Below are 25,934 nucleotides of genomic sequence, written 5' to 3'. Positions count from 1 at the left end.
TACTGTACGCTAAGTAGACAAAACATTAACTTACAGCACAATAGTTAACTTAGAATCTCCACAAAATAGGAAAACCCTCAATTAAAATGCTGTACTCCATTCGAGAAAATTCAGACTAATCGTCAAGGTAAGCTCACGCAATCACTTTCTGGCGTCAAAAGGTGCAACTGGTTAAAAATAAGAATAATTGCATGCCATTTTCACAAAAATAAAGTTGAGAAAAATCCTAATGACAAAGCAATAAAATGAACATGTATTTACGCTTGCTACGTCTTATTAAAGATCAACACAGCGGAGCTAGTTTGGGAAATAAACAACAGGAAGGAGACATGTTCAAAAAGGCATTGTTTATAGATATATAAGCAAAATATATGCGTAGAACAAGAACTGACAAAGAGGCTGTGAACAGAAAAAAATTTTAAATTGTGGCCGACAGAAACCTAAATTTTAATTCTCAGGGTAAGTGTTTTTAAAGAGAACGATAATTTATTGTTGAACACCATGCGCTATAACACAAACAACACAATGGCACATACGATGTCTTATAAGTCCTACTCATGGAAAAATCCTTATCTGTTAGGATGAGTAACATATTCGAATTTTCCATGAGTAGTATTGCAAATCCAGTCTATTATCGACCACCATCACAGGAGAAGTGTTTAGATGTGTAGTCAAAACTGACCGAGTTTTCTATTTGTTAAACTTTAAGTCAAAATTAATATTGCTACACATATAAAGATTATTGCCGCGAATACCTGCAAGACTGACAGAGTAATTACCGCTTAAATTTTTAATATTTGCAAGCGCTGAAAAACCCGCAGTACTGAGGTTAGAATGATGGAAAGCATCTGCAACATCAGGTCTATTGCTTACATCTGTAGCAAAGTATATTGCCTTACCCTCTTTAGACTTTAGCACGACCAGGCTTCTATCATACAATTCACCTTTCGAGCTTGACGCGGCAAGCCAGCCTTGCACCTGAAGACTCGATGCATCGTCCAGTTCCTGACTCTCAGCCTTTTTATTGTTGATTACATCGATGCTGCCATCACAATAGATAGGATTAACGCCAATGCTATTAGCTAATGTCTCTACCTTGTTGTAATTGACTATACGCGGTATCACATGTATTTGATTATTTTTAAGTTGAACGAACTTAGCTGTAAAAGTTTCATGAAGATACAATTTCGTATCTGTTTCAAACATTATAGCTTTTACCGACTCTCCTTGTACGCCCTCAGATGAAAGACCTGTTAGCAAAGGTGATGCCAATACGCCGCTCGTAGAATTGAGTATGTTCAGGCGAAACTCTTTAATATCACCACTCTCAAGTTTATATTTGACCTTAACGATACCGCCCCTAAAGAGAAGATTCTTGAGACGCCCTAACAGGGTAAATTGAAAATCCGGTTGTACTTTGATAATCGCATTATCTACTTGCGGTATCTTGTACCAAATCCCGAATTGCATTTCTTGTTGTGATAAGGATGTATATTCCTCTTTATTAATCTCAGCTTTTTGCTTCATTAACGCAACTGGAATATTACCACGCCCATGACTAATAGCAGTGATGTCATAATTATTTAAAATACTTGTGCTGGTAAGAGGATCTTCGTTAAGCGCGTATTTATAGTCAAAGCCTTCAAATATATTGCAATCTTTTGAATAGCACGTTAATCCACCAGTCCACAACACAAATTCTGGCCGATTATTAGACTCAAAGAAATCTTTATTCATTTCATCTAGTTGCGGCGTGAGCGTCATATAATTTTGAAATAGCGGACGAGTAATATAATTAAATTTATTAGCAATCATATACTCGTTATTATAAGGATAAACATCTATTGTGGAATCCTTAACTGTATCTCTAATCTGCTCATCTAATTTGTATTCAGCATACGTATTTGCCATTCGGTCATTATAATTTTGATCAAAATTAAAAACCGTTGAAAATGGTTTTATCGTAGCTGCCCCAGGAAACGTTTCATGTGTTGCCATGTATAGCAATGACACAAAACAAATTCCATACACAAGACGCCCAATCGGAAATTTTTCGCAAACAAGCACGAGCGACATAACGATCATTGGAACAACAAAATACGTGCTGTAGTGATCAGCCCGACCAAAGCCTAATTTAAAAAGAATGACCCATAACGCGATATATGTCAGTAGAATATATCTACGTACCGTTAAACACTGAATAATGAAACACGCAAGAACAATAAATGCACATACATAGGTCGCAAAAGTGTTTTCAACATCCAACGTCATATCAACTGCATTACCAAAATTAAGCTGCATGTTGATTTTCAGATAATTAACTATGCTGGCAGAATCATGGAAAATGATGAGTCCTATCACAACATATGCTACGGGTATGGAAATACAGAAAGCGATCAAAGCCTTGATTGCTTTCCTGGAAGGGAAATGACTAAGTAAGTATGTCGAGAAAATAGCTGTAGCGATCAATCCAAAAAAGAAACGAACATAAAATTCGGCGCCAACAATAACCCCAAGGACAATACAAATTGTCCATGATAAACTTATTTGACGTTTCCTGTAAAATTCAATATATGCTAAAACCATCAATGGCCAAAGGAATAACGCACAATTAACCTGTAATGTAAGAATAAAAATAAGAAATGCTGCCGCAAATGAAAAATATCTTTTAGAATCTATACAAATAAGAACAAGTACGGTCCAAAAGAAAGCAAAATTGATTGTTAAAAATAAAACCGCAGCCCAATACGTAATTTGATTAAATGGCGTTGCAACCCCACCGACGAGCCAATACAACGGACCATAACTAAACAAAAAATCCTGATTGCGCGCAAACATTGAATTTGTCAGATTTATCCATTGCTCCACATTACCAATAGAACTCGCAGGATAAAATCTTACAGATGAAAATATCAAAATAAATAAAGAGAAAAATATAAATAGTTCTCTTTGATGTCCATGTAAAGTAATTTTCAACTTGCTAAAAAACGGATTCATAACGGTTCTTCTCAGCGTTTATTATAATGTCCCAGGCAGGATTTAAATAAGATCTTCAATACAGCTAAATTACCCTTAAAGCTGCTGATTTTTGTCGGTACTTCCCCTTCCGGGTAGATACGTGAGGTCGGCAGTTCGATACAACGGAAACCGAGTTTTGGCGCAATATATGACAGATAGGCTAATAACTCATACGTCATAAATACATCACGGAATGGCGCAACACGCTCGTCCAGTAACATTTTACTGCTGTACGCGCGGAATCCCTGCGTTGTATCAGTCCAGTGGAAACCTGAAGCAATACTCAATACGGGTGCGTGGATGAATTTTATCGCGAAATCACGCGATTTAGGTGTATTAACCGCCACGCCACCATTCACAAAGCGAGAGGCCTGTACAAAATCATACCCCTGTTCTAACGCGGCGATAAATTCCGGGATAGGCGCAGGATCGTCCTTGTCATTACCGTCAATGGTAATAATATTCTTATAGCCTTTTTCCAGAACAAACGCGTAGCCGCAGCGCAATTGTGCGCTTAACTTACCTGGCCCCGTTTTTACTAACAAGCCGCTGACGTTAAGTTTTATTAAATTTTCTGTTTCCAGCGAGCCATCTGTACTACCGCCATCCACGATAATGATATCGGCAATGCCGCTAATATTCAGATTGTTCATCTTCGTGAGCAGGCTGACGATGCGGTTACCTTCATTAATGACCGGAATCACGACGCAAGCATCGTGCTTTTTTTCCGTCCACAGAGTGACATTGTATGCAGGAACTTCCCATTTTTTTTCGTGAGTCATAGCAAAATCCATTCTTCTCAAGCCGCTTTCGAGGTGATTAATGCAACACCGACGATAACAAAGGCAACACCCAGTATGGTCGTCCAGTGAAATGTTTCGTTAAAAACAACGACCGACAGTATTGCCACCGCTGCAACCGCACCAGTTGTGAGTACGGGGTGTGCAATGTTAAGTGGCAATACTGCAAGCGATGCGGCATACAGGACAAATGCGCCACCATACAGCGCCAGCCCTAACCAGAACGGCCAGTTTGTTAATGACGCGAGCGGGTCTGCCAGTGAAGGGAATTTACGCGGTGGCATCATTGCCATTTTAATTAAAACACTGGCTGAGGCATTACATGCAATGCCTAAAATGAGAATTAACCATTTCAAGGTTGTGGTACCTGTTTAGCGATATAAGGAAGTGACATAAGAAAGAGCGCGGCGGATAGAAACGAGATGCGACTCCTCTTTCGTAGCAAGCATTTCAATCGTGGCCGGAAAAGTTGCCAATTGCGTTTTTAACACTTCTGCCAGCGCGGCATGTCCGGGGAACGTATCGCCAACCGTTGCAAGTTGCGCCTCACTGATATGCACATGGCCGATAACATCCTTCGCCTGTGCCACGACAGCCTCGATACTTTCCCGGTTAATAATGACGGCCCCGGTATCAAGTTGCATTTTAATGTTGGGGTGAGCGATGGCCGTGACAACATCACAGGTCTCACTGCTTGTTGTCATAAAATTGGCGCCATAAACCGCCGGGTTGGGCTCCAGGCAGACAATGACACCCTGATCGGCAGCAATATTCCCAAGCCTGCGAAAAAACGTATGAGCAACACGCTCTGTTTCTGCAGCGCTGAGGCCGCTGCAATCACGATTTTTTGGCGAACCGAACACCAGTCGGGTGGCACCCAGAACGGACCCAATACGACAAATATCAGCTAAATGCTCCAGCAGTTTTTCCTGGACCGCTTGCGAACCAAATACATTTAACCCTGTGGTACCGAATAAGAGTGATTGCATGCCGATAATGTCAACCCCCTGCTCTTTCCACCAGGTCTTTACCGTCAGGATATCGGCGGTTGTTGCTTTGGCTGGCTCAGGGAAATATTTCCCAGGCGCAATATCGATAGCATCAACCTGAAACTCTTTAAGCAAAGACAATACGTCAACATCTTCACGAACATCCCAGGCAAGGTTTGAGATAGAAATTCTCATTTCTTATCTTCCTGAGCTTTCTTAGGTTCTGACTGCGCGTAATGTCTGACCGCCTGTAGCGTTTCCTTCGCAGAGTACTGGTAATGCGCGGTGCCGCCAAATAATGTGCCATATACGCTGCGCATATCATAAGAAACGGGGGACGCAGCCTGTTGTCGGGTGAATTCGAAACCAAAGCCTTCACCCGCAATTTGTGCAACAGAAACAGGTTCAGCGGTCAGATGAACAAGGGGGATATTATTTTCAAGCGCTTTGTTAATATCAAACCAAAGGTTAACCATCGGATAGAACTGAAAAACGCTACGGCTTTCAATTTTGTCGACATTATTATCATTAAGAAAATCGAAAATGATATTTTTACGCAGCCCGGGGCCGACGAGACCCGGTAATCTCACGATCACATGGCGTGAAAATTTTTGCGCAACAAACTGCTCAAGTCGGTAGCGATTCAGACCATAAGCATGCAGATCCTGCACATCAATCGGTGTATTTTCATCAACACCCACAGGGGTTTTGAAAACATCAACCGTACTGATTAAGACAAAGTTCTCGCATTCAATACTGTCGAGGCAGGCAATCAATGAGTCAATTTTCTCACGGTCACCCTGCGGATCGGCATTGGCAATCCATTTCTGCGCTGGAGCGCCAGCACAGACGACAAGATCGAATTTTTTACCTTTAATATCGTTGATATTTGTTGAACGATAAAAATCGTCAAACTGAGTTTGCTTCATCAATGTGGTGCCAACAAACCCGGTATATCCAATTAACGCCTTGGCCATATTCTCTCCTGTAATTATCGGTCGCGTCCGGTCTGCACAAGATTAGACTCTTCAGCAGTAGCATCGTTTAAAACGTTTACGCGGTCCTGATTAACCATTACCGCGCTGTTTTTCTCAAATACGACGGAATAAGCCGCTTGCTCGCTTCGATCATCCAGCAGTCGGCTGAGGTATTCACCAAAAAACGCCAGCATGACGAACTGGAGCATAAAAAGCACCGACATAAACAGAATGGTTGTCGTCCACCCTTCCACAACATGGCCATTAATGAGATTGACCACAATACTGTAGATAGCAAACAGCAACGCGCTTGTACTTCCGATGGTTCCAACAACTGACATCCAGCGCAGTGGCCGTGAAGAGTTAAAGACCATCAGTCGGACTAAATTACGAAAACCATACATAATTGATTTTTTAACATGATTTTCGCTAATTGGTTCATAAACCAACTCGCTTATCGGGTAGCCAGTCTTTTGGATACGCAGATAAAACTGGTGATGAAAACGGCCAGTATCCGTCACTGCATTCACCGCACGACGACTTAAGCAGCGCAGACCGGTAGAGTTTTTTGGAATATGGTAATCAATGGCACTCAGGATGCGCGACGCGGTATTACGCATGAAGCGATATACGCATGGCAGAGGCTGGTTAGAAACACCGACAACGACATCATAACCAGACTTACATTCTTCAACGGCGCGATGAATAACGTCGACCGGGTCGGTCAAATGATCATAAAGAACCACAAAATCGCCGATCGCATTTTCAAGCCCGGCAGCCCAAACCACATCATCATGTGCTGCACCGGAAAGCTGCATAAAGCGCACGCTGGGAATAGTCTCTAAAATTTGATCCACTGCGGACTTTCTCGGTACGTCACGATAAGGTCCTTTAGAAACAACTAAAATTTCGTAATCACTATAATTTACATCCAGTAATTGCTGGATCTGCCGTAATTTCGATGACAATTCACCCGAGAGATCATGTGTTTTTAAAACAACAGAAACAAAAGATTCGCTTTTCACTTGTGTAGTCTCTTTTTATTCTTAAATAACGTTCATTTTCTTAATTGCTTCAACGGCATCATATACGTTATCTATCTTGCCACCCATAATACAATGAAACCCATTCATGCCATGATTTGGTCTGAAAAGAATAGGACGAGAGTCATCTGTTTCACTACGTGGCAACAACGTTTTTACTTCCCAGAGCGACCGTTCATAACGACAATCATTGAGAATAGGCATATAGCGAGAGGCATCTTTAACCATATACTGCCATGCGCTGTTTCTCTGATCCTCATCAAATTTCACATGCGAGTCGCGGTATTTTTCACCCGGTGTATCGTGCCATTCATAATGCGGCGTATAGCGTACATGACTAAAAGAATGCAGGCCTACAGAAGGGAAAGGCATCACCGAGAAAAATGGGCCGCACATGATCGTAAACCCGGTTTTTTTTAATTCATCGGGCACATCAACCAGGCACATTTCCGTCATTTCATGCTTAAGTGGAATAAGTTCAATCCCGGAATTATCAAGCAAATAATTCAAATGTGAATAGGTGCAATTAAAGACATGATCAGCATGATGGGTCTCAACTTCCCCACTATTTATGTTGCGTACATATGCTGTAATTCTGTCATTACTGCTTTCGACTTTATCTACCGAGTAACCACAACGGTACTCTGCGGTAGAACTCTCCAGGCGTTGCAACATCATATCACGAAGCTTGAATGCATCGAATGCAAACTCTTTGACCGTAAAACAGGCATCGATCAATTGTGGGTTGACCATGTTCTGAATTTTAGCTGGCGCTACATCGCAATCGGCACCGATACGCTTACAAAACATACGGAACTGCCCTGCTGACACTTTGCCAAGCAATTCGCTGATTAAATAATACTTATCAAAATCAGAATCTACACAATCTCTAAATTCTTCAACAAAACGGGGGAAAGAGATGCGAGAGCGTAAAGCGGTTAATATACTTCGGGGATAGTGGTAACCATTATGCACACGAGCCTGATTATTATAAGACGCGCGGGACATATAGTTACTCTCTTTCTCAAAGAGTTTGACTCCGTGTCCTAACAGAGAAAATTGCTCGGCAAGGTACATGCCAAAAAAACCACCGCCGACAATTATTATATCTTTGCGCATGATTGCATTAATGCCTTTAATCAAATGAGATTTATGTTATTCCTTTTACATTCCAGAAGGTCAGAAATAACTTTAAATTAAAACTTATTTCAAAATAAGGCCATCCGTTTGGATGGCCTTGTATATTCTAATATTATAAAATTAACTAATTAATCAAGCCATTCCGTATGGAACACGCCTTCTTTATCAGTACGTTTATAAGTATGTGCGCCAAAGTAATCACGCTGAGCCTGAATCAGGTTTGCCGGCAGTACCGCAGCACGGTAGCTATCGTAATAGGCAACCGCAGCGGCAAAAGTCGGCACCGGAATACCATTTTGTACGGCATAGGCCACAACATCACGCAAAGCCTGCTGATACTCATCGGCAATTTTCTTAAAGTAAGGTGCCAGCAGCAGGTTAGCAATTGCCGGTGTTTCTGCGTATGCATCGGTAATTTTCTGCAGGAACTGTGCACGAATGATGCAGCCAGCGCGGAAAATTTTCGCGATTTCGCCATAGTTCAGATCCCAATTGTATTCGTCAGATGCGGCACGCAACTGAGAGAAACCCTGAGCATAAGAGACGATTTTACCGAGATACAATGCGCGACGGACTTTCTCGATAAACTGCACTTTATCGCCAGCAGGCTGAGCCTGCGGACCGCTCAGAACTTTAGATGCGGCAACGCGCTGCTCTTTCAGCGACGAGATATAGCGTGCGAATACGGATTCAGTGATCAGGGAGAGCGGTTCGCCGAGATCCAGCGAGCTCTGGCTGGTCCATTTACCCGTACCTTTGTTGGCCGCTTCATCGAGAATCACATCGACCAGATAGTTACCCTCTTCATCTTTTTTAGTGAAGATGTCCTTGGTAATGTCGATCAGGTAGCTGCTCAGCTCGCCTTTATTCCACTCGCTAAAAGTGGTGGCCAGCTCTTCATTAGACAGGTTCAGACCACCTTTCAGCAGAGAGTAGGCTTCTGCAATCAACTGCATGTCGCCATATTCGATACCGTTGTGAACCATTTTAACGTAATGGCCCGCACCGTCAGCACCGATATAGGTCACACAGGGCTCGCCATCTTCGGCAACGGCTGCAATTTTGGTCAGGATCGGTGCGACCAGTTCATAGGCATCCTTCTGACCGCCAGGCATGATGGATGGGCCTTTCAGTGCGCCCTCTTCACCACCGGACACACCGGTACCGATAAAGTTAAAGCCCTCAGCAGACAGTTCGCGGTTACGACGAATGGTGTCCTGGAAGAAGGTGTTACCGCCATCAATAATGATGTCGCCTTTTTCCAGATAGGGTTTCAGGGAGTCAATAGCAGCATCTGTGCCAGCGCCCGCTTTCACCATCAACAGGATGCGACGGGGAGTTTCTAAGGATTCAACAAACTCTTTCACGGTGTAATATGGAACCAGCTTCTTGCCGGGGTTCTCGGCAATCACTTCTTCGGTCTTATCGCGGGAGCGGTTGAAAACGGAAACGGTATAGCCACGGCTTTCGATGTTAAGCGCCAGGTTGCGCCCCATCACGGCCATACCAACAACGCCGATTTGTTGCTTAGACATTACTTACTCCTGTCAGGTGTGAACTCACGTAAGATTAGCAAAAGAATAATATTCCGAAAAATACTTTTTGAGCTCTAATTTGCAAATCTCTTAATAATACTTACTTTGATAACCGTGTTAACACAAATCAAGTGGGTTGTTTTAACCTGACTGATTTATAAGCAAGGATTTTTTTACCTAAAGCCATCCCTGGGATTTCAACATAATGATAAGTGAAGTATGACATAATTAGTGTTATTGTACTTACCGTTAACATTGCAATGCAAAAAGAAGCCTCACCAGACTCAATAGTAACAGAAATGTAATTAAAAAAGCCTGAGAGCTTCAAAAATAAAATAACGATTGAGTGATTGAGATAGATACTATAACTCGCCTTACCTAAGAATCGAGTAAAAACGTTGTTTAAAAAATGCGGAAAACCTACTACAGATATTGAAATCAAGATCAACCAAGCTAATGAATAGGTTATATATAGGTTTATAGTATTGTTATCAGAATAAAAGTAATTAAGCAGATAGATACCAACACACACAAGAACAAGCAATGATACTAAATTAGCATTCTTATTTAGTTTCCCTCGAATCTTCTCCATTTCCGGCATGAGCAAGTAAGCCAGGATACCACTGATAAAAAATGGCATGTGGTTGAGAATATTCATATATAAACTGGTGTATGGTGCTTCTATTTTTAACATCTGAACTGAAACATAACAAGCGATACCCCAAGCGAGGATAGCAATTGACTTCGTCCTAATAAAACAAATTAATAATGGATAAATCAAATAGAACAGCCATTCAATACCTAGTGACCATCCCGCCCAGACAAGGCTATCTTGCATTGTTGGGACCAGACTAAATAAAAAACTAAAGGATAAAAATGCAGCAAAAGGATCAGGAGAATGATTGTATAATATATAGACAATAAATGCTTCAACAAAAAAAGCCAAATAAAATAGCGGTGCTAATCTAAATATACGTTTCAAATAAAAAGAATGAAATTTATCTCTCGAAAAAACATTATCCCCATATGAATATGCTATTGAGAATGCACTTATAGCAAAGAAGAAAGTTACGCACGCAGTAAAATGACCGCCAATTTTCTCAATATAATGAGGAAACTTTAAACCTGAATTACCAATGAGATGTACAACAATAACTGATAACGCAGAAATCCCACGTAGAATATCTGGCCCATCAATACGTGGTTTGTGCTGAACTGTTGTCATAGAAGACATTAATCACCTATTTCAATGTAATAAGAACATGACCATAAAATCACGTTTAATTGTCCGACCAAATAGAAATGAGTTTTGATGTATATTCCGCAACACTTAGCGGTGACTTACATTTATTCCCAAGCCGCTGTAATTTATCGGGATCAGATAAAAGCCCTCTGAGCAGTGCATTTAACTTTACACTATTACCTGCTTCAAATAGAAGACCATTTTCTTCATTTTCAACCACTTCGGATATACCAGGTAGATTTGATGCAATTACCGGACAGCGGCATGCATGTGCAGAGTAAATAACTAACGGAGTATTTTCATACCAAATCGAAGGCACGACTAGTGCATCAAATTGCGCAATCACTTTGCCAATATCGGCATTCGGAAAAGTACCACAAAACTCAATATTGGAATTTCCCTGTGCAAGCTGTTTCAGTTCTTCAAAATAGTCCGGAAAATCTATGTTACTGCCATAGATTTTTAATTTAACCGATACTGGTGGTAGATCTTGCAAGGCTTTGATAAGAATATGGCACCCTTTATGAGGCGCTAACGTTCCAATAAAGCCAAGTTGTAATTTCTGATCTTCCTTAGTTGTTCGCTGAGCAGAAACGACGGAAGCAACATCAACGCCGAATTGACAATTATAAATAAGCTTACTGTTAACACCATATTTGACGAATAAGTTCGTCATGAAATCATTAGGTGAAACAATACCATTAAGTTTATTTAATGCTCCGACTGTATTACTTAATCTTTTGTTAAGCGCACGGACTTCATTACTCATCGGGTACTCAATAAGCTGACAATTCTTCGTGATACTTGAAACTTTAGCAAAAACAACATCTGGAACTTTGTCAATTAATCCACCTGCCAGCCCTTTTAATCTGTCACGGGTGAAATGTTTAATGCAGTTACCAGCATCCGAATCCGGTCCATCACAATAACGCCCTTCACCCAACATGAGTTGAGCTGTCGGACAGATCATCCAAAAATCGGTAGGTGTATAAAATTGGGGTATTCCCTTCATATAAAGAGAATCGATTAAACCGATGCCCAGGCGATTCAAATGAAAGTGGTGAACGCAATCCGGACGAAATTCCGTAACGATTTCATTAAAATAATGCTGAGCCAATAGGTTATAATACCCAATTTCAATCATCGACGTTTGCCCATGCATAGGCACATATGCATGATGAAACCGAGAAACAGTTATTCCTTCGTATTCAAATTGCTCAAAACGTTCAGCATCGCTAAGATTTGCAGCACCTGGATGCCCAGTAAAAATATGTACTTCATGCCCTATAGCAATCAGTTCTTTCGCCACTGAAAGTGTCAAAACCTCAGTTCCAGCTTTAAAATCAGGGAAGAACTGATGGACAGTAAGCAATATTCGCATAGAGTTTCACTCAATCACTGACTTGCAATTTATTTTTGCAACGTCTCTTTCATCCATGCTGCTGTACGCGTCAGGCCTTCTTGCATTGTTACTTGCGGTTCCCAGTTCAGCTCGTTTCGGGCAAGTTGATTACACAGCACACTAATATCAATATCAAACGAACGGCCAGGTTTATAATTCACCTGAACAGGTTGTGCGATAATACTTTTCATCATCTCGACCAACTCATTCAGACTAATACCTTTACCTGAACTAATATTAAAACATTCCTTATCGCCATTATAAGTAATGGCTTTGGCAAAGGCATCAGCTACATCGCTCACATGAATATAATCACGTTGGACGCTACCATCGCCCCAAATTTCGATCGGCTTATCTTTTAAGATATTATGCATAAAAATACCGATCGCACCCTGTGCGGTTTCAACGCGTTGCCGTTCTCCATAGGGATTTGCCACGCGCAGTGTTACAGCTTTGATGCCGTGCAATTTACTAAACATATGCAAATATTTTTCAATCGCCAGTTTCGTAATACCGTATGAAACAACGGGTTCAGTTGGGTGTTTTTCATCGATTGGAATATATTGCGGATTACCATAAACGGTTCCGCCAGATGAAATGAAAACTATCCGTTTCACCTGATGCTCAACCATAGCGTTCAGTAGATGCAAACTTGGTACGATGTTTGTCTCGACATCGTAAACAGGATCTTCATTTGAACTTTTGGGCAATGTCGTGGATACAAGATGAACAACACCATCCATACCTTCTATGGCATCGCGCAAATCATGTGTACTACTGAAATCACCGGTGGTCCACTCAACATGCTCATTTTCTGCAAAATGGCGATAAGGTGGAACGCGTGGGCGCTCAAAAATTCTTAATTGATGGCCATCCGCTAATAAACGCTCACAAATTGCTGATCCAATGAATCCACCACCGCCAAAGACCACAAGTTTCATTTTCCCTCCGAGTCACAATAATTTTGTCTAATCAAACTTCCACCGGATAAAGAATTATCCGGTGTTTAAAATTAGTTTACTGATACAGGCTAAATGTTTCTTCTGCCATAACCTTTGTTGTACGCAGATATTCTGTTGTCAAAGACAATTTTCTTAATAACCCAGGAGTCTGAATTATATAAGACAATTTTTTCGCCAGATCATCTGAATCACCACGTTTAAAGCTGAAACCATTTTCCCCTTCGGTTAGAAACTCGGTCATACCTTCAACATCAGAAACAACAACGGGAGTATGTGTCGCCAATGAATTTAAAAGTACCAGCGGACTGTTTTCATACCAGCGTGAAGGAATAACAAACAGATCGATATCGCGGAATATTTCAGCGGTACGCGATTGTTCGAAAGTCCCCATGAAGGTGATACCATCAACACCCTCACTTATTTTTCGCAACTCTTCCATATAGCTCAGAGACTGATTCGTTGGGCCATATATTTTGAGCTGAGCACTGCCTTTAGGAAGCTGTTTAAACGCCTCAATCAGTAAATCGGTGCCTTTGTGAGGCGCAATTTGTCCGATATAGCCGATGACTGGAATATGCTCATTGCTACGCTCTGGCTTCGGCAACCGGTCAATATCAATGCCAAACCAAATTTTAGTCATTGGAACCGAAATTCCATTACTTTCGTATGCTTTTTTCAGGAATGCTGTTGGGGCAACAGCGCCCTTATAGTAGGTATTGTACAAGTAGGATAAGGTTTCCGGGCGGCGGATAAGATCTTCGGCCAGCCCTTGTAAATAGCCATTTTTTAACAGGCCGGCTTTATGAGTACCTACAAGCCCTTTTGCAATGATAGTCGCAGCAGTTGGCATTGCCGCTTTTTTCATCCACCCACTGGCATAGCCATTTTGTGCTGACTCTTTAAGGTAACATGCAACACAGTTTGCACGTGAGGCAGATGGCCCGGCGCACAAATCTCCATTTGCAGCCTCCAGCTTATTATTGAAACAAAAGCCAAAGAAATCCGTAAATGTTGTATATGTTGGAATTTGCAATTTGCCTGTGACTTCCAACAATACAGCCGTATGGTTGATCAAATGTGTGATATGGACGACATCTGGTTTAAGCTCTTGCAGAACATCAGTCAGTACATCACGCATTTCAGGCTGATAGTATGTTTCCTTAATTCGCGAGTGCGGAATGGCATTTTTATCAATTGCTATTACCGGAATGTCATCCCATGTATAGCGATTAATCAACTCAGGTTGTTTAGGTTCCCCCTGAAACACGGCGGAAACGACAGCCACATCATGACCCCAATCACGATAATGTTTCGCTAAACCTAATGTATAGGTTTCTGTACCATAGAAATGGTCGGGGAAGAAACAATGTACAAAAAATACAATTTTCATATTGCGCCGTATTATTTTTCCGTTATCTCAGCATACAAACCAGCATAAGCGCTAATCATCGCCTGCACGGAGAAATGACCCACCGCCCGTTGTTGATGTTCACGTCCTAACATTGCACGCAGTTCGTCATTATTAAGTAAGTCAATGGCTATATCAGCTAATCTCTCAGCATCTCCGGCCGGTGCCAACATTGCTTTTGAATTCACAATTTCACTAATTGCGCCAACATCATAACCGATGACGGGAACGCGCATATTCATTGCGAAAGGACTGACTTGTCCAAAACTCTCTTTCCACACAGGAGCGATAAAGAGTGACATACGGCGATAATAATCAGGCAAAGTGTCATACTCGACATAGCCGGTAAACTCAAATTGTGCTTCCACGCCCGCTTCTTTTACTGCTTCCTGGAATGGTGCCAACAAGCTGCCGCCACCGACAATAAGAATTTTCGTCTGTGGCCGTTTCAGTGCGATCGCAATAAAAGGTTTAATCGCATCTTCATTCAATTTGTCGCGCTCAAGACGATAAACCATCCCAACACAATCTGGTGGAACAGGATCATCATCGTTACGCATGAAATGTGAAAAATCAGAACCTGGGTAAACAGTTACATGAGAATCATCCGGACGACCAAATACATGGCGTACATAATCACTCACATATACATAACGTTTAACCGCTTCCGAAAAATGAGGTGCGATAGGGGTATTAATATTCTCAATGACCGGAATATTGAGCACTCGAGCCGCTTCAATAGCCTGAGCATACCAGGGTTCATCCACATCCCCCCAATAATGGACGTGAACAAAATCAGGTTGCTTCCATTTAAAGTAGTTAATAAATGGCGTGATATCATTGCAGTCGCGTTGCTCATCAATCTGCAATCCGACGTAAGCTGGCGGGTTTGGCGCGTAGCTGGTCAGAACAAATTGCTCATAATCACTTCCCAAATATTCGACAAGATCAACAACCAGACGCGAGGACCCGCCAGTCATAAAGTTGGCGATGACATGGGCAATCTTCGGAGCACCAGGCTTCGTCACAGGCATTTTGACCAGATAACCCGTGTTTTCAGTAACCGGAGTTGTACTACTCTCGTCAACGGTTTCAACGGGTGCCCCCACCGGCTGTGGTCTACGTGAGAAACGACCTCGCAGCCATCCCGTTAGCGGAGATACCTTACGGCGCAATACCATAGGGGTCATTAAGGATGTGGCAAGGTAAGTCATATGCATGACCTTACGCGCTCCCCATGGCTGGTAAAGCATTACATTACGCAAACGCATTATACGGGTATGCATAATCGCATTTAACTGACTGATATTCGCTGATTGCTCCGCGATGGCCTGGTCCTTAAGTTGGATTGTGTGCTCAAGCCCTGCCAGTGTTTCTTGCTGCTTCGTGATGAGTGCGTTCTGCGCAAGAATCGTTGTTTCTTTCACCGAAACTGCTTTTTTGAGTTCTTCATTTTCAGCAGGCATTTTGCTGAATTCAAGAATGCGCTCGCGCATGAGTACGTTGTTTTGCGTGAGCAGGCAATTAAGATCGGCAGCAGTTTCAGCTTGTTCGGTTAAATGATCACTATTAAACAGCTGGTAAAGAGACTTGATAATCTCAATCTTCTTATCCATCGCTGGGTATTGCGTTACTTCACACCCAGAAATAATGGCAAGAAAATTCCAAAGCTGGGTATTTCTATCCTGCAATGCAGCCAATTCCTGGCTGTTTTCATCAAGAGAAGCGATCAGCTTTTTATTTTCTTCACGTAATGCATCAAGTGCCTGACTATTCTCATCTAACGAAGTCAGCAGATAGCTATTTTCCCCTTTCAGCGCATCCAAAGCCTGACTGTTCTCTTCAAGGGAATTCGCAAGAATTTTATTCTCACTTTCCAGATTTGTATGAGCTAATTCTTTGTCTTCAATGGTTTCGCTAAGTTTGGCATTCTTAGCTTGCAGTTCTGACACAGCAAGGCTGTTATCTTCCAGTGATCGGAGTAAACGGATATTTTCGCTCTGAAGAGAGACCAGCGCCTGGTTATTGCCTTCAAGGGAATTCAATAAACGTTGATTCTCTTGCTGTAAAGCCTCCAGAGATTTGTTATTACCCTCCAGAGAATTCAGAAGCTGAGTATTTTCTTCCTGTAAAGATGTTACGGATTTATTATTCCCTTCCAGTAAGGCAGCATATTTATTCAATGAAGAAATTTGCGACCTAAGCGCAACGTTAAGCGCTCTAAGTGATGCCGCCTGAGCCTGCGGGCTACGGCGCAACTGCAACCACCACCAGGGTTTATCTTTAAAACTATCCAGATTAACCAGGGCATATGCGCAATTACTTGCATAATCGAGAATCGACGATAATTCTGGTAAACCAAATTCTACCGGGTCGCGTAAATCACCCAGACTTTGATTCCAGTCAGCATTCAGAGCTCGATAAGCAAGTTCAATACCTGCTGCCCATTCTTCGCGCGCACCTGATTCATCATTGGAATTAAGCCGAATGACACCAAGGTATAAACGAGCTTCAACAACCCGGTTTGCTAACAAGGGGCTAAATACCAGCGGATCGATTGCAACACATTTCTCAAATGATGTGCGTGCCTGCGAATGCAGGCCAGCTTTTAACCACAATCTTGCCATCACGAAGTGGAGCGAAATCATCCAACGGATCGCGTGTGGTGTTACTGGTTTAAGAAGAACGTATTCATCAATGCGCTCAGAAATTTGCTTGAGTTCATCAATAGACGAGGGAACTGAACCATTTAATAATTGGTAAGCTCTGACGCAAAGCGCTGCACCCGTATCGGCGCTGTTATCATGATTGGTGTCATAAACAATTTCAGCAAGCTCTTTGAGCGCATCATCATTTCTTTGCCTCCAGCCAATATCGACCATGGCACGGACAAGCCAGGGATTTTTATAATCACGCGAGAAGGCTGTAACATTCCAGTCAGGATCGGAAAATGTTTTATGCTGTGTATCGTGATAAACAACCTCTTCGCCATTAAGCGGCGATTTCATCCCTACAGCCAGCCACCATTCTGATGCAGGTGCAGTGGATTCTTCAGCATCAGTCGGAATGCTATACAGCTCTCGTTTCGCAGCAACCCAGTTTTTACTTCCCGCTTTTTCTTTATAATGTGTTGCGGATTGAACAGTAATATTTTCCAACTGGAATTGCGCTTTTATCTGATCGCGCAATTTATCTAACGTATACACATGCAGGTGGAATGGGTTCGGATCTTCACCGGTTTCATCACTCCAGTCATTTGGCACGCTAACAATGATACGGCCGCCAGGCGTCAGAATACGCTGGAACTCTTTAAGCACGGTTTCAGGGTCAGATATGTGTTCAAGCGTTTCAAACGAGACCACAACATCTACTGAATGATCGGCAAAATCATAAAGTGCTTCTGGAAGCATTCCCGCAGAAAAGCTGAGATTACTCACATTAGGTACGAAATTAAGGTTGGCATAATCTATTGCATAATTGCTGCCATCGATGCCGATGGTTTTGCCAGCCATAGTCCCACACTGCAACAGATAACTACCATAACCCAACCCACATGCGGCATCGAGTACAGTATCTCCCGGGCGCACGAAGGTAGCAGCCCACTGGTAACGTGCGATATGAGCATCTGAACGTTCACCAGCTTCACGCGTCATGTCCATATGCAGGTCGCGCTCTTCTTTCAACGCTTCCAGCGGATAGCGCTCAAGAGCCGTTTCTGGAATACATTCCAGCAGGATAATTGCTTCTCCGCTTTCGCGTCCTAATGCTTCATAATCGTTGATCAGATAGTAAGAAGGATGCTTGCGAAGACCTTCGGCAAAGAAAATGCGTTCCCATTCATTACGCCCAAGCACAATGGAGCGCGGGTCATTTTCCTGTTGATTACCTGTGGTGACACGAAGATAAATCGAACGTTTCGTAACGCGCTTAATTTCCCGAACAGCCTGAGTCAGCTCATCCGGGTTGATGTATTCAAGGCTATAAAGCGCGACAGTTGTATCAAATGCCTTATCTGCATAAGGTAATTTCGATGCAACGCCAAGGGTAAAACGTTCTGGCATAAAACTATTGCCATATGCTACCGCTTCGCTTGAATCGTCAATACCCTGTGCATCCATCCCAGAGGAAAGCAGTTCCTGTACTAATTGGCCATTCCCTGCGCCAATATGAAGAAACTTCTGTCCACCACATGAGTTCAAAATTTCGCGTACTATAACGTCAGCGTTTTCAATATTCTTCATTTATTTAGCCTGTATTTCCAGGTTTTGGTTTTATCAAAGAGCTTATTGTAAATATTTGATTATTGGTTAAAGCAAGCCGCTTACCATACGCAGATCCGCCACACCACCAAAATGATATGACTGGGGTTGCGTATTGACGGTAAAGAAGGCAGCTTCGTCAATCCAATGAATCATCCTTTGTTCTGCATAATAAGGCTTACCCTCTTCCGTGATAGATACCTGGATTTCATAGAGATTTGGTCCCATGCCACAGATAAATTCGAATTTAACGCTGAATTCGCTACCCTGAGCAAATTCTCGTTGCCAGAAAACATCACCAGGTTCTGCGGCACCGCTAAGTATAGCCATATCCTGATTTAGAGTTCCCCAGGAATACATTTTCACGCCTTCTTTATTACGAATGCGTAAACCGACGTTCAGATGATTAAGCGCCGCATGTGTTTTACAACGCACAATAACTGTAACTTTATCTCGGGGATCAAAATTAGAAGCGGGTTCACCATCAGCATTAAAGAGAGATACATCAAGAACTTCTGCATCAAGATCGCCAAACGAATAAGCTTTCAGTCTCTCGGAAAACGCGGGGGTGGTTGAATCTTCGCTTGCCGAAGTAGCCGTATTGTCTTGTACAATACTCGGCTCAAGTTTTTCTTCTTCTGCTGCCTGCTGAATTTTTTCTTGCGTAGCAACACGCGCCTGCCGTGCTTTTTCCTTAAGATGTTCCGCCACCTGACTCAGTCGTTTTGATTCAACCTCATGTAACGACTTACGATATTCCAACAACGCATCTGCAGAGGTGCCGGAAAACTTCACGACTCCGTGTTCAAGGAAAATCGCTTTATTCGTCATGGTTCGAACTGACTCTTGGTCGTGCGAAACAAAAAGCAAAGTCGTGCCATTTGTGCGGAGTCTGTCCATACGCTCAAAGCAGCGCTTCTGAAATAAAGCATCCCCCACTGCGAGCGCTTCATCGACAATAAGAATATCGGGTTCAATGCATACCTGAACCGCAAATGCTAAACGCACAAGCATACCACTAGAATATGTCTTGGTCGGCTGGTCAATGAATTCACCGATATCGGCAAATGACAGAATCTCGTCAAATCGGTCATTGATTTCTGCTTCTGAAAGACCCAGTACCGCGCCATTCATATAGACGTTTTCACGGCCAGTAAATTCAGGGTTAAAACCAGAGCCAAGTTCCAGCAGCGCAGCAACGCGACCATTTGTCTTTACAGTGCCAGAAGTTGCGTTCAGCGTACCGCAAATTAATTGTAGTAACGTAGATTTACCAGAACCATTTTGCCCGATGATACCAACAGATTCACCTTTAACGATATCAAACGTAATATCGCGAAGAGCCCAAAACTCCCGGAACAAAGGTTTGGCATTTTGTCCTACAAGACGACGCAGGCCAGTGTAAATAGATTGCTTAAGTCTGTCAGAAGGACGATCATAAATTTGATAACATTTACTCAGGTTTTTTACCTGAATAGCAAAATCAGAGCACATCAGCAAACCCCTTACGCGTTTTCTGGAACCAGGCGAAACCAATCCAGGCAATAATAAATGCAGCAATCCAGTAGACGGCAAGAATGTCAAAATCGGGTTGTTTCCCCCAATACAGAACATTTCTCGTCTGTTCAATTACAGTTGTTAAGGGGTTAAAATACATCAACTGACGAAACTCAGGTGGCAGTATTTCAGCCGAATAAAAAACAGGACTTAGAAACATTAAAGCAGTCGTAAATAAGGTAATAAACTGATTAATATCTCGCAAATAGACCCCTAATGATGCCAGAATCCAACTTAGGCCCAGTGTAATTATCATTAGTGGTAGAAGAATGAGTGGGAAATACAACACGGTTAAATGCGGGACATCGAAGAAAACAAAATATGCCACTAACCATACCGCAAGGCTGATCATTGTATGAAATAGCGCAGAGCCCAGTGATACTACCGGCAATATTTCAAGGGGATAGACAACTTTTTTGACATAGTTTACGTTTGATAGTATCAACTGTGGTGCTTTATTTAAGCACTCAGAGAATAAGTTAAAGACTATTAAACCGGCAAATAAGACCAGTGCGAATTCACCTTTTGATGTACCGCCGCCATGCCAGCGGGCATTAAATATCTGGCTAAAAACAAACGTATAAACTGCCAGCATAAATAATGGATTTATCAGCGACCAGATAATTCCAATGGAAGATCCTCGATAACGCCCTTGAATTTCACGTATCGTAGTCGTTTTGATTAAATATCTATTACGCCAAATAGTTGCCAGCATTTCAAGCGGGCTTATTGGGAAAGATTGCATTAAAACACCCTATTAACAATAACTCCAAAACTACGAGTAAATCTTCGCAATTCTGCGATTAAATTTTTTTCAGCAATGCTGAAATAAAGATAGCAACCGTGTCTATTGCGCTTTGCCGATATACTCCAAGTCGTAAAAAATAAAATGCACGCAGGAATATATTCCCCGAATGAATAAGTTTAAACCAACCTATTCTTTTCTGATTTTCCGCTGATAAGAGGAAAAAACATTTTTCGAGTTCACGGATATGCGCGGCATTCCATGTGCGATATTGACCCTGCATGATTTTTTTAAATCTACACAGGCGAGCGCGAAAGCCGAGGTTCGAGCCGATAAGATTCTTTCCATGCTGCCTGTAACCCAGGCTGGGTTCAGGGTCATAAAAAATCTTACCACCTACGCCTGATATTAAAATATACATCCACCAATCATGACTGATGACGTCCGCAATTCCAGCCCGGCTAACAATTTCTCTCGCCGCCTGATTGATTACCATCGTATTCCCACCACCAATGTTTTGTACCAGAGCGTTGCGGAAAGACGGTGGGCGTTTAAAAAGTGGTGAAAGACCTAAGCTTTCGCCGGTATTGTCTACCAGATGAGTTCGAGAACAATACAACGCAGGAATATCAGAAGGGATGCTTTTTAGCCATTGAATAGCTCGTTCAAGTTTATCCTTGTACCAAATATCATCCTGGTCAGAAAAAGAATAATAGTCAGCTTTAATATCTTCTCTTAGCAATAATGATAAAAAATTGCTGACAAATCCTTGTCCGGGGCCAGCAACAACAGTAACTTTTGATACATTTCTGGTTGCAAACTCATCAATAATAGAAAGCGTATTATCAGTCGAACCATCATCAGAAACAATCAACTTCCAGTTTTTATATGATTGTTTTTCAAATGATTTGAGTTGCTCATTAATATATCGCTCACCTTGGTAGGTAGCCATCAGTATGGCAGCATCATCATTTGCAAATGTCATTAAACGTTATCTCGTAAAAACATCAAGTCAAAAACATCAAGGCTGACAAAGTATTAATTGGTAAATTCAAATCATTTAATTTTAGATGTTATTTAATTATAATTATTAATTATAATACAAGGCTTCTGAAAATGATTTTCCGGCTAAATCCTTCTGCGACAACTGAATATCCTTCACTTCTGGCCATTCGATATTAAGCGTAGGATCATTCCAAATGATGGAGCATTCAGTCTGCGGAGCGTAATAATTAGTCGCTTTATAAACAAATTGCGCTCTTTCACTTAAGGTTACAAAGCCATGGGCAAAGCCTTCTGGGATCCAGAGTTGTCGCTTATTTTCAGCACTTAAAATAACGCCAGTCCATTTACCAAAAGTGGGGGAAGACTTGCGGATATCTACTGCAACATCAAAGACTTCACCAGCTACACAACGCACAAGTTTACCTTGAGCACAGGGATCAAGCTGATAATGAAGCCCTCTTAATACCCCACGTTGTGATTCAGAATGGTTATCCTGAACAAATTCAACACTACGCCCTACAGCTTCATCAAATATTTTTTTGTTATAGCTTTCAAGGAAGAAACCGCGAGAATCACCGAACACTTTTGGCTCAAATATAATTACTTCTGGAATATCTGTTTTTACTATATTCATTTTTAACGCCTGATTATTTTTGTAAAATCTCAGTTACGACGCGCTCTACTCCAACCTTCCAGTCTGGCAAAACGACATTGAATGCCCGTTGAAATTTCTCATTTGACAGACGCGAATTTAACGGACGCTTTGCTGGAGTTGGGTAAGATGATGTAGGCACTCCGCTGACTTCTTTAATCATTAATGACTCACCTTTCTGGCGGGCCAATTCAAAGACATGCTGAGCGTACTCGTACCAGGTTGTTTCACCACTGGCAACAAGATGATAAGTACCATACAAGGACGAATCCAGGACCGTAGCGCGTATCGCTATGGCTGTACAATCTGCTAACAGTTCAGCGCCTGTTGGCGCGCCGTGCTGATCATTAATAATAGAAAGCTGCTCTTTCTCTTTTGCCAGACGAAGCATCGTTTTGGCAAAGTTGGCTCCGCGAGTCGCATAAACCCAACTGGTGCGAAAAATAAGGTGCCGGGAATTATGGCCCCTAATCGCCATTTCACCCGCTAATTTACTCTCACCATAAACATTTAATGGTTCCGGCTGCTCATTCTCAGTGCGATAGTGCTCGCCCTGCCCATTAAAAACATAATCAGTAGAGTAATGTATCAACAACGCACCCAATGCCGCTGTTTCTTTAGCGATAATTTCAACACTTGACGCGTTGAGCTGCTGAGCCAGCTCTTTTTCACTTTCGGCCTTATCGACTGCTGTATGAGCCGCCGCATTCACCACGACATCAGGCTGCACTGCGCGGATAGTTTGTGCGATACCTTCTGGTTTGGTTAGATCGCCACATAACTCAGTATCAAAAAAATCAACTGCGACAAGTTCACCCAATGTCGACAAAGAGCGCTGCAGTTCCCAGCCCACCTGGCCATTTTTTCCAATTAATAAAATCTTCATGATCTTCTCGTCCGCGCAGCCCAGTGACTATTTTTCGCTAATCAGCAGTTGCAAATAACGACCATAGTCTGTCTTCGACAACTTTTTGATTTGTTCTGCAACTTGTTCTTCGTTCAGCCAACCTTTACGGAACGCAATTTCTTCAAGACAGGCGACTTTCATCCCCTGGCGTTTCTCAATGGTATGAATAAATTGCGATGCTTCAACCAGGCTGTCATGGGTGCCCGTATCGAGCCATGCAAACCCACGCCCCAACAATTCCACCTGCAGCTCACCGCGGTCCAGATACATCTGGTTCAGTGTAGTAATCTCCAACTCGCCGCGAGCAGAAGGTTTCACCTGTTTTGCCATTTCGACGACATTTTTGTCGTAAAAATAGAGACCAGTTACTGCCCAGTTTGATTTTGGTTTAAGCGGTTTTTCCTCAATGGATAACGCAGTGTAATTTTTATCAAATTCCACAACACCAAAACGTTCCGGATCCTGTACCTGATAACCAAATACCATCGCACCAGAGGTTAACTGCGCTGCACTTTCCAGTTTCTTACCGAAGCTTTGACCAAAATAGATGTTATCGCCCAGCACCAGCGCACATGGCTCGTTATTAATGAATTCTTCGCCAATGATAAACGCCTGTGCCAGACCGTCCGGCGAAGGCTGTACTTCATAGGTGAGACGGATACCGAACTGTGAACCATCACCCAATAAACGCTGGAACGATGCCATATCTTCCGGCGTCGTGATAATCAGAATGTCACGAATGCCGGCCAGCATCAGTACAGAGATAGGGTAAAAAATCATCGGCTTGTCATACACCGGTAACAACTGTTTTGACACACCCTGAGTAATTGGATAAAGGCGAGTTCCGGAACCGCCAGCTAATACAATACCTTTCATCATTCCGTCCTTATAATTTTATTCTGCAAGCCCCAGGCGTTCACCAGCATATGAACCATCCATCACACGCTGCCACCAGTCCTTGTTAGTTAAATACCATTCAACCGTTTTACGGATACCCGACTCAAAAGTTTCCTGCGGTACCCAACCCAGTTCATCTTTAATTTTGCTCGCATCAATGGCGTAACGCAGGTCATGCCCCGGACGGTCAGTAACATAAGTAATTAAATCTGCAAAGCTACTAATGTTATTAGGTTTTGCGGTAATAATGTCATCCAAAATAGCGCAGATGGTTTTTACCACCTCTATATTCTTACGCTCATTGTGGCCACCGATATTGTAAGTCTCACCCGCAACACCTTCAGTGACGACCTTATATAAAGCACGTGCGTGATCTTCAACAAATAGCCAGTCGCGAATTTGCTCGCCATTGCCATACACCGGCAACGGCTTACCAGCTAATGCATTAAGAATGATCAGTGGAATAAGTTTTTCAGGGAAATGGTACGGGCCATAGTTATTTGAGCAATTTGTCACCAGGGTCGGCAAGCCGTAAGTACGGCGCCATGCGCGAACCAAATGGTCGCTGGACGCTTTCGATGAGGAGTATGGGCTGCTGGGAGAATAAGGCGTTTTTTCGGTAAACAGCGGCAGCACGGTTCCGGCAGGAACTTCATCAGGATGCGGCAAATCGCCGTAGACTTCGTCCGTTGAGATATGATGGAAACGGAACGCGGTTTTGCGGGGTTCATCAAGCTGCGCCCAGTATTTGCGCGCTGCCTCAAGTAGAATGTAGGTTCCTACAATGTTTGTCTCAATAAACGCGGCTGGCCCGGTGATAGAGCGGTCAACATGGCTTTCTGCGGCAAGATGCATGACCGCATCCGGCTGATGTTCCGCAAAAATCCGTTGCATAGCTTCGGCGTCACAGATATCGGCGTGCTCGAAAGCATAACGATTGCTGTTTTCAACCTCAGTCAGAGATTCGAGGTTGCCTGCGTAGGTTAATTTATCGACATTAACCACAGAATCTTGAGTATTATTAATGATATTACGAACGACAGCAGACCCGATAAAACCTGCTCCACCAGTGACCAATATTTTCACGAGAATATTCCGTTTACTTTGCTAGTTTAACTATGACGTTGATATACAAGGAGCAGACCATGGGGACACATTTGTTTAGACACGCTACCGCCCCTGGCTCAATAGCTACCAGCGTACTGTGTATAACCGCCAACAATTTCCATAAACATAACAGTGTTTCGGGTAGCGCAATGAATGCCGTTACCTGCACAAAATGTTAAACGACCATTTTCTGCTTAAACGCCAATGGAAACAAGGCAAATCTGAATCCAATAAGTAAATTCCGATCGGGGTGTAGATTTATTATCCGTTGATTTCACAGAATATGTA

Annotated in this window: 20 protein-coding genes; all 20 read right to left on the bottom strand. The window is 42.5% G+C overall.

The features are described from left to right. Positions 1-690 precede the first annotated feature (690 nt). Complete coding sequence (locus L2097_RS02585; protein ID WP_250352066.1) at positions 691-2,997, bottom strand: hypothetical protein; 2,307 nt, start codon at positions 2,995-2,997, stop codon at positions 691-693. A gap of 11 nt (positions 2,998-3,008) precedes the next feature. Further along, entirely contained in the window at positions 3,009-3,800 is a 792-nt protein-coding gene (locus L2097_RS02580) for a glycosyltransferase family 2 protein (protein WP_250352065.1), read from the bottom strand. Between the two features lie 17 nt (positions 3,801-3,817). Then, a complete protein-coding gene (locus L2097_RS02575) occupies positions 3,818-4,174 on the bottom strand; it encodes a DMT family transporter (protein WP_085006472.1) in 357 nt (118 codons plus the stop codon). A 15-nt stretch (positions 4,175-4,189) separates the two neighbouring features. Continuing rightward, positions 4,190-5,002 carry a sugar phosphate isomerase/epimerase family protein gene (locus L2097_RS02570; protein ID WP_250352064.1) on the bottom strand — a complete coding sequence of 271 codons (813 nt, stop codon included), beginning with the start codon at positions 5,000-5,002 and terminating at the stop codon, positions 4,190-4,192. Then, a complete protein-coding gene (locus L2097_RS02565; protein ID WP_250352063.1) occupies positions 4,999-5,784 on the bottom strand; it encodes an NAD-dependent epimerase/dehydratase family protein in 786 nt (261 codons plus the stop codon). The genes L2097_RS02570 and L2097_RS02565 overlap by 4 nt, the downstream gene beginning before the upstream one ends. Before the next feature lie 14 nt (positions 5,785-5,798). Then, entirely contained in the window at positions 5,799-6,809 is a 1,011-nt protein-coding gene (locus tag L2097_RS02560) for a glycosyl transferase family 2 (RefSeq protein ID WP_250352062.1), read from the bottom strand. Positions 6,810-6,830: 21 nt separating this feature from the next. Then, complete coding sequence (locus tag L2097_RS02555; RefSeq protein ID WP_250352061.1) at positions 6,831-7,946, bottom strand: FAD-dependent oxidoreductase; 1,116 nt, start codon at positions 7,944-7,946, stop codon at positions 6,831-6,833. A 149-nt stretch (positions 7,947-8,095) separates the two neighbouring features. After that, positions 8,096-9,502, bottom strand: coding sequence for an NADP-dependent phosphogluconate dehydrogenase (gnd, locus tag L2097_RS02550; RefSeq protein ID WP_047369629.1), 1,407 nt, complete (start codon positions 9,500-9,502; stop codon positions 8,096-8,098). A gap of 127 nt (positions 9,503-9,629) precedes the next feature. Beyond that, a complete protein-coding gene (locus tag L2097_RS02545; protein ID WP_250352060.1) occupies positions 9,630-10,736 on the bottom strand; it encodes an acyltransferase family protein in 1,107 nt (368 codons plus the stop codon). A gap of 46 nt (positions 10,737-10,782) precedes the next feature. Further along, positions 10,783-12,126, bottom strand: a complete 1,344-nt coding sequence (locus L2097_RS02540) for a glycosyltransferase (RefSeq protein WP_250352059.1) — start codon at positions 12,124-12,126, stop codon at positions 10,783-10,785. 29 nt (positions 12,127-12,155) lie between these two features. Beyond that, complete coding sequence (locus L2097_RS02535) at positions 12,156-13,088, bottom strand: NAD-dependent epimerase/dehydratase family protein (protein ID WP_047369626.1); 933 nt, start codon at positions 13,086-13,088, stop codon at positions 12,156-12,158. Positions 13,089-13,164: 76 nt separating this feature from the next. Beyond that, positions 13,165-14,499, bottom strand: a complete 1,335-nt coding sequence (locus L2097_RS02530) for a glycosyltransferase family 4 protein (protein WP_250352058.1) — start codon at positions 14,497-14,499, stop codon at positions 13,165-13,167. Between the two features lie 11 nt (positions 14,500-14,510). Beyond that, on the bottom strand, positions 14,511-18,758 hold the full coding sequence (locus L2097_RS02525; protein WP_250352057.1) for a methyltransferase domain-containing protein: 4,248 nt from the start codon (positions 18,756-18,758) through the stop codon (positions 14,511-14,513). Between the two features lie 66 nt (positions 18,759-18,824). Continuing rightward, on the bottom strand, positions 18,825-20,270 hold the full coding sequence (locus L2097_RS02520) for an ABC transporter ATP-binding protein (RefSeq protein ID WP_047369623.1): 1,446 nt from the start codon (positions 20,268-20,270) through the stop codon (positions 18,825-18,827). After that, positions 20,260-21,078 (bottom strand): ABC transporter permease, encoded by an 819-nt coding sequence (locus tag L2097_RS02515; RefSeq protein ID WP_250352056.1) that lies wholly within the window; start codon positions 21,076-21,078, stop codon positions 20,260-20,262. The genes L2097_RS02520 and L2097_RS02515 overlap by 11 nt, the downstream gene beginning before the upstream one ends. A 58-nt stretch (positions 21,079-21,136) precedes the next feature. After that, a complete protein-coding gene (locus L2097_RS02510; protein ID WP_250352055.1) occupies positions 21,137-22,063 on the bottom strand; it encodes a glycosyltransferase family 2 protein in 927 nt (308 codons plus the stop codon). Between the two features lie 105 nt (positions 22,064-22,168). After that, positions 22,169-22,717, bottom strand: coding sequence for a dTDP-4-dehydrorhamnose 3,5-epimerase (rfbC, locus tag L2097_RS02505; protein WP_250352054.1), 549 nt, complete (start codon positions 22,715-22,717; stop codon positions 22,169-22,171). A gap of 13 nt (positions 22,718-22,730) precedes the next feature. Further along, entirely contained in the window at positions 22,731-23,621 is an 891-nt protein-coding gene (gene rfbD, locus L2097_RS02500; RefSeq protein ID WP_250352053.1) for a dTDP-4-dehydrorhamnose reductase, read from the bottom strand. Between the two features lie 27 nt (positions 23,622-23,648). Continuing rightward, positions 23,649-24,518, bottom strand: coding sequence for a glucose-1-phosphate thymidylyltransferase RfbA (gene rfbA / locus L2097_RS02495; protein ID WP_250353116.1), 870 nt, complete (start codon positions 24,516-24,518; stop codon positions 23,649-23,651). 18 nt (positions 24,519-24,536) lie between these two features. Further along, positions 24,537-25,625: a dTDP-glucose 4,6-dehydratase gene (gene rfbB / locus L2097_RS02490; RefSeq protein WP_047369617.1), complete on the bottom strand. Its 1,089-nt coding sequence runs from the start codon at positions 25,623-25,625 to the stop codon at positions 24,537-24,539. Positions 25,626-25,934: the final 309 nt, after the last annotated feature.

It is taken from the genome of Citrobacter sp. MNAZ 1397, assembly GCF_023613995.1.
Lineage (GTDB): Bacteria > Pseudomonadota > Gammaproteobacteria > Enterobacterales > Enterobacteriaceae > Phytobacter > Phytobacter ursingii.
Note: the sequence above shows the minus strand (reverse complement) of the source record. Positions and strands in the feature narration are given on the sequence as shown.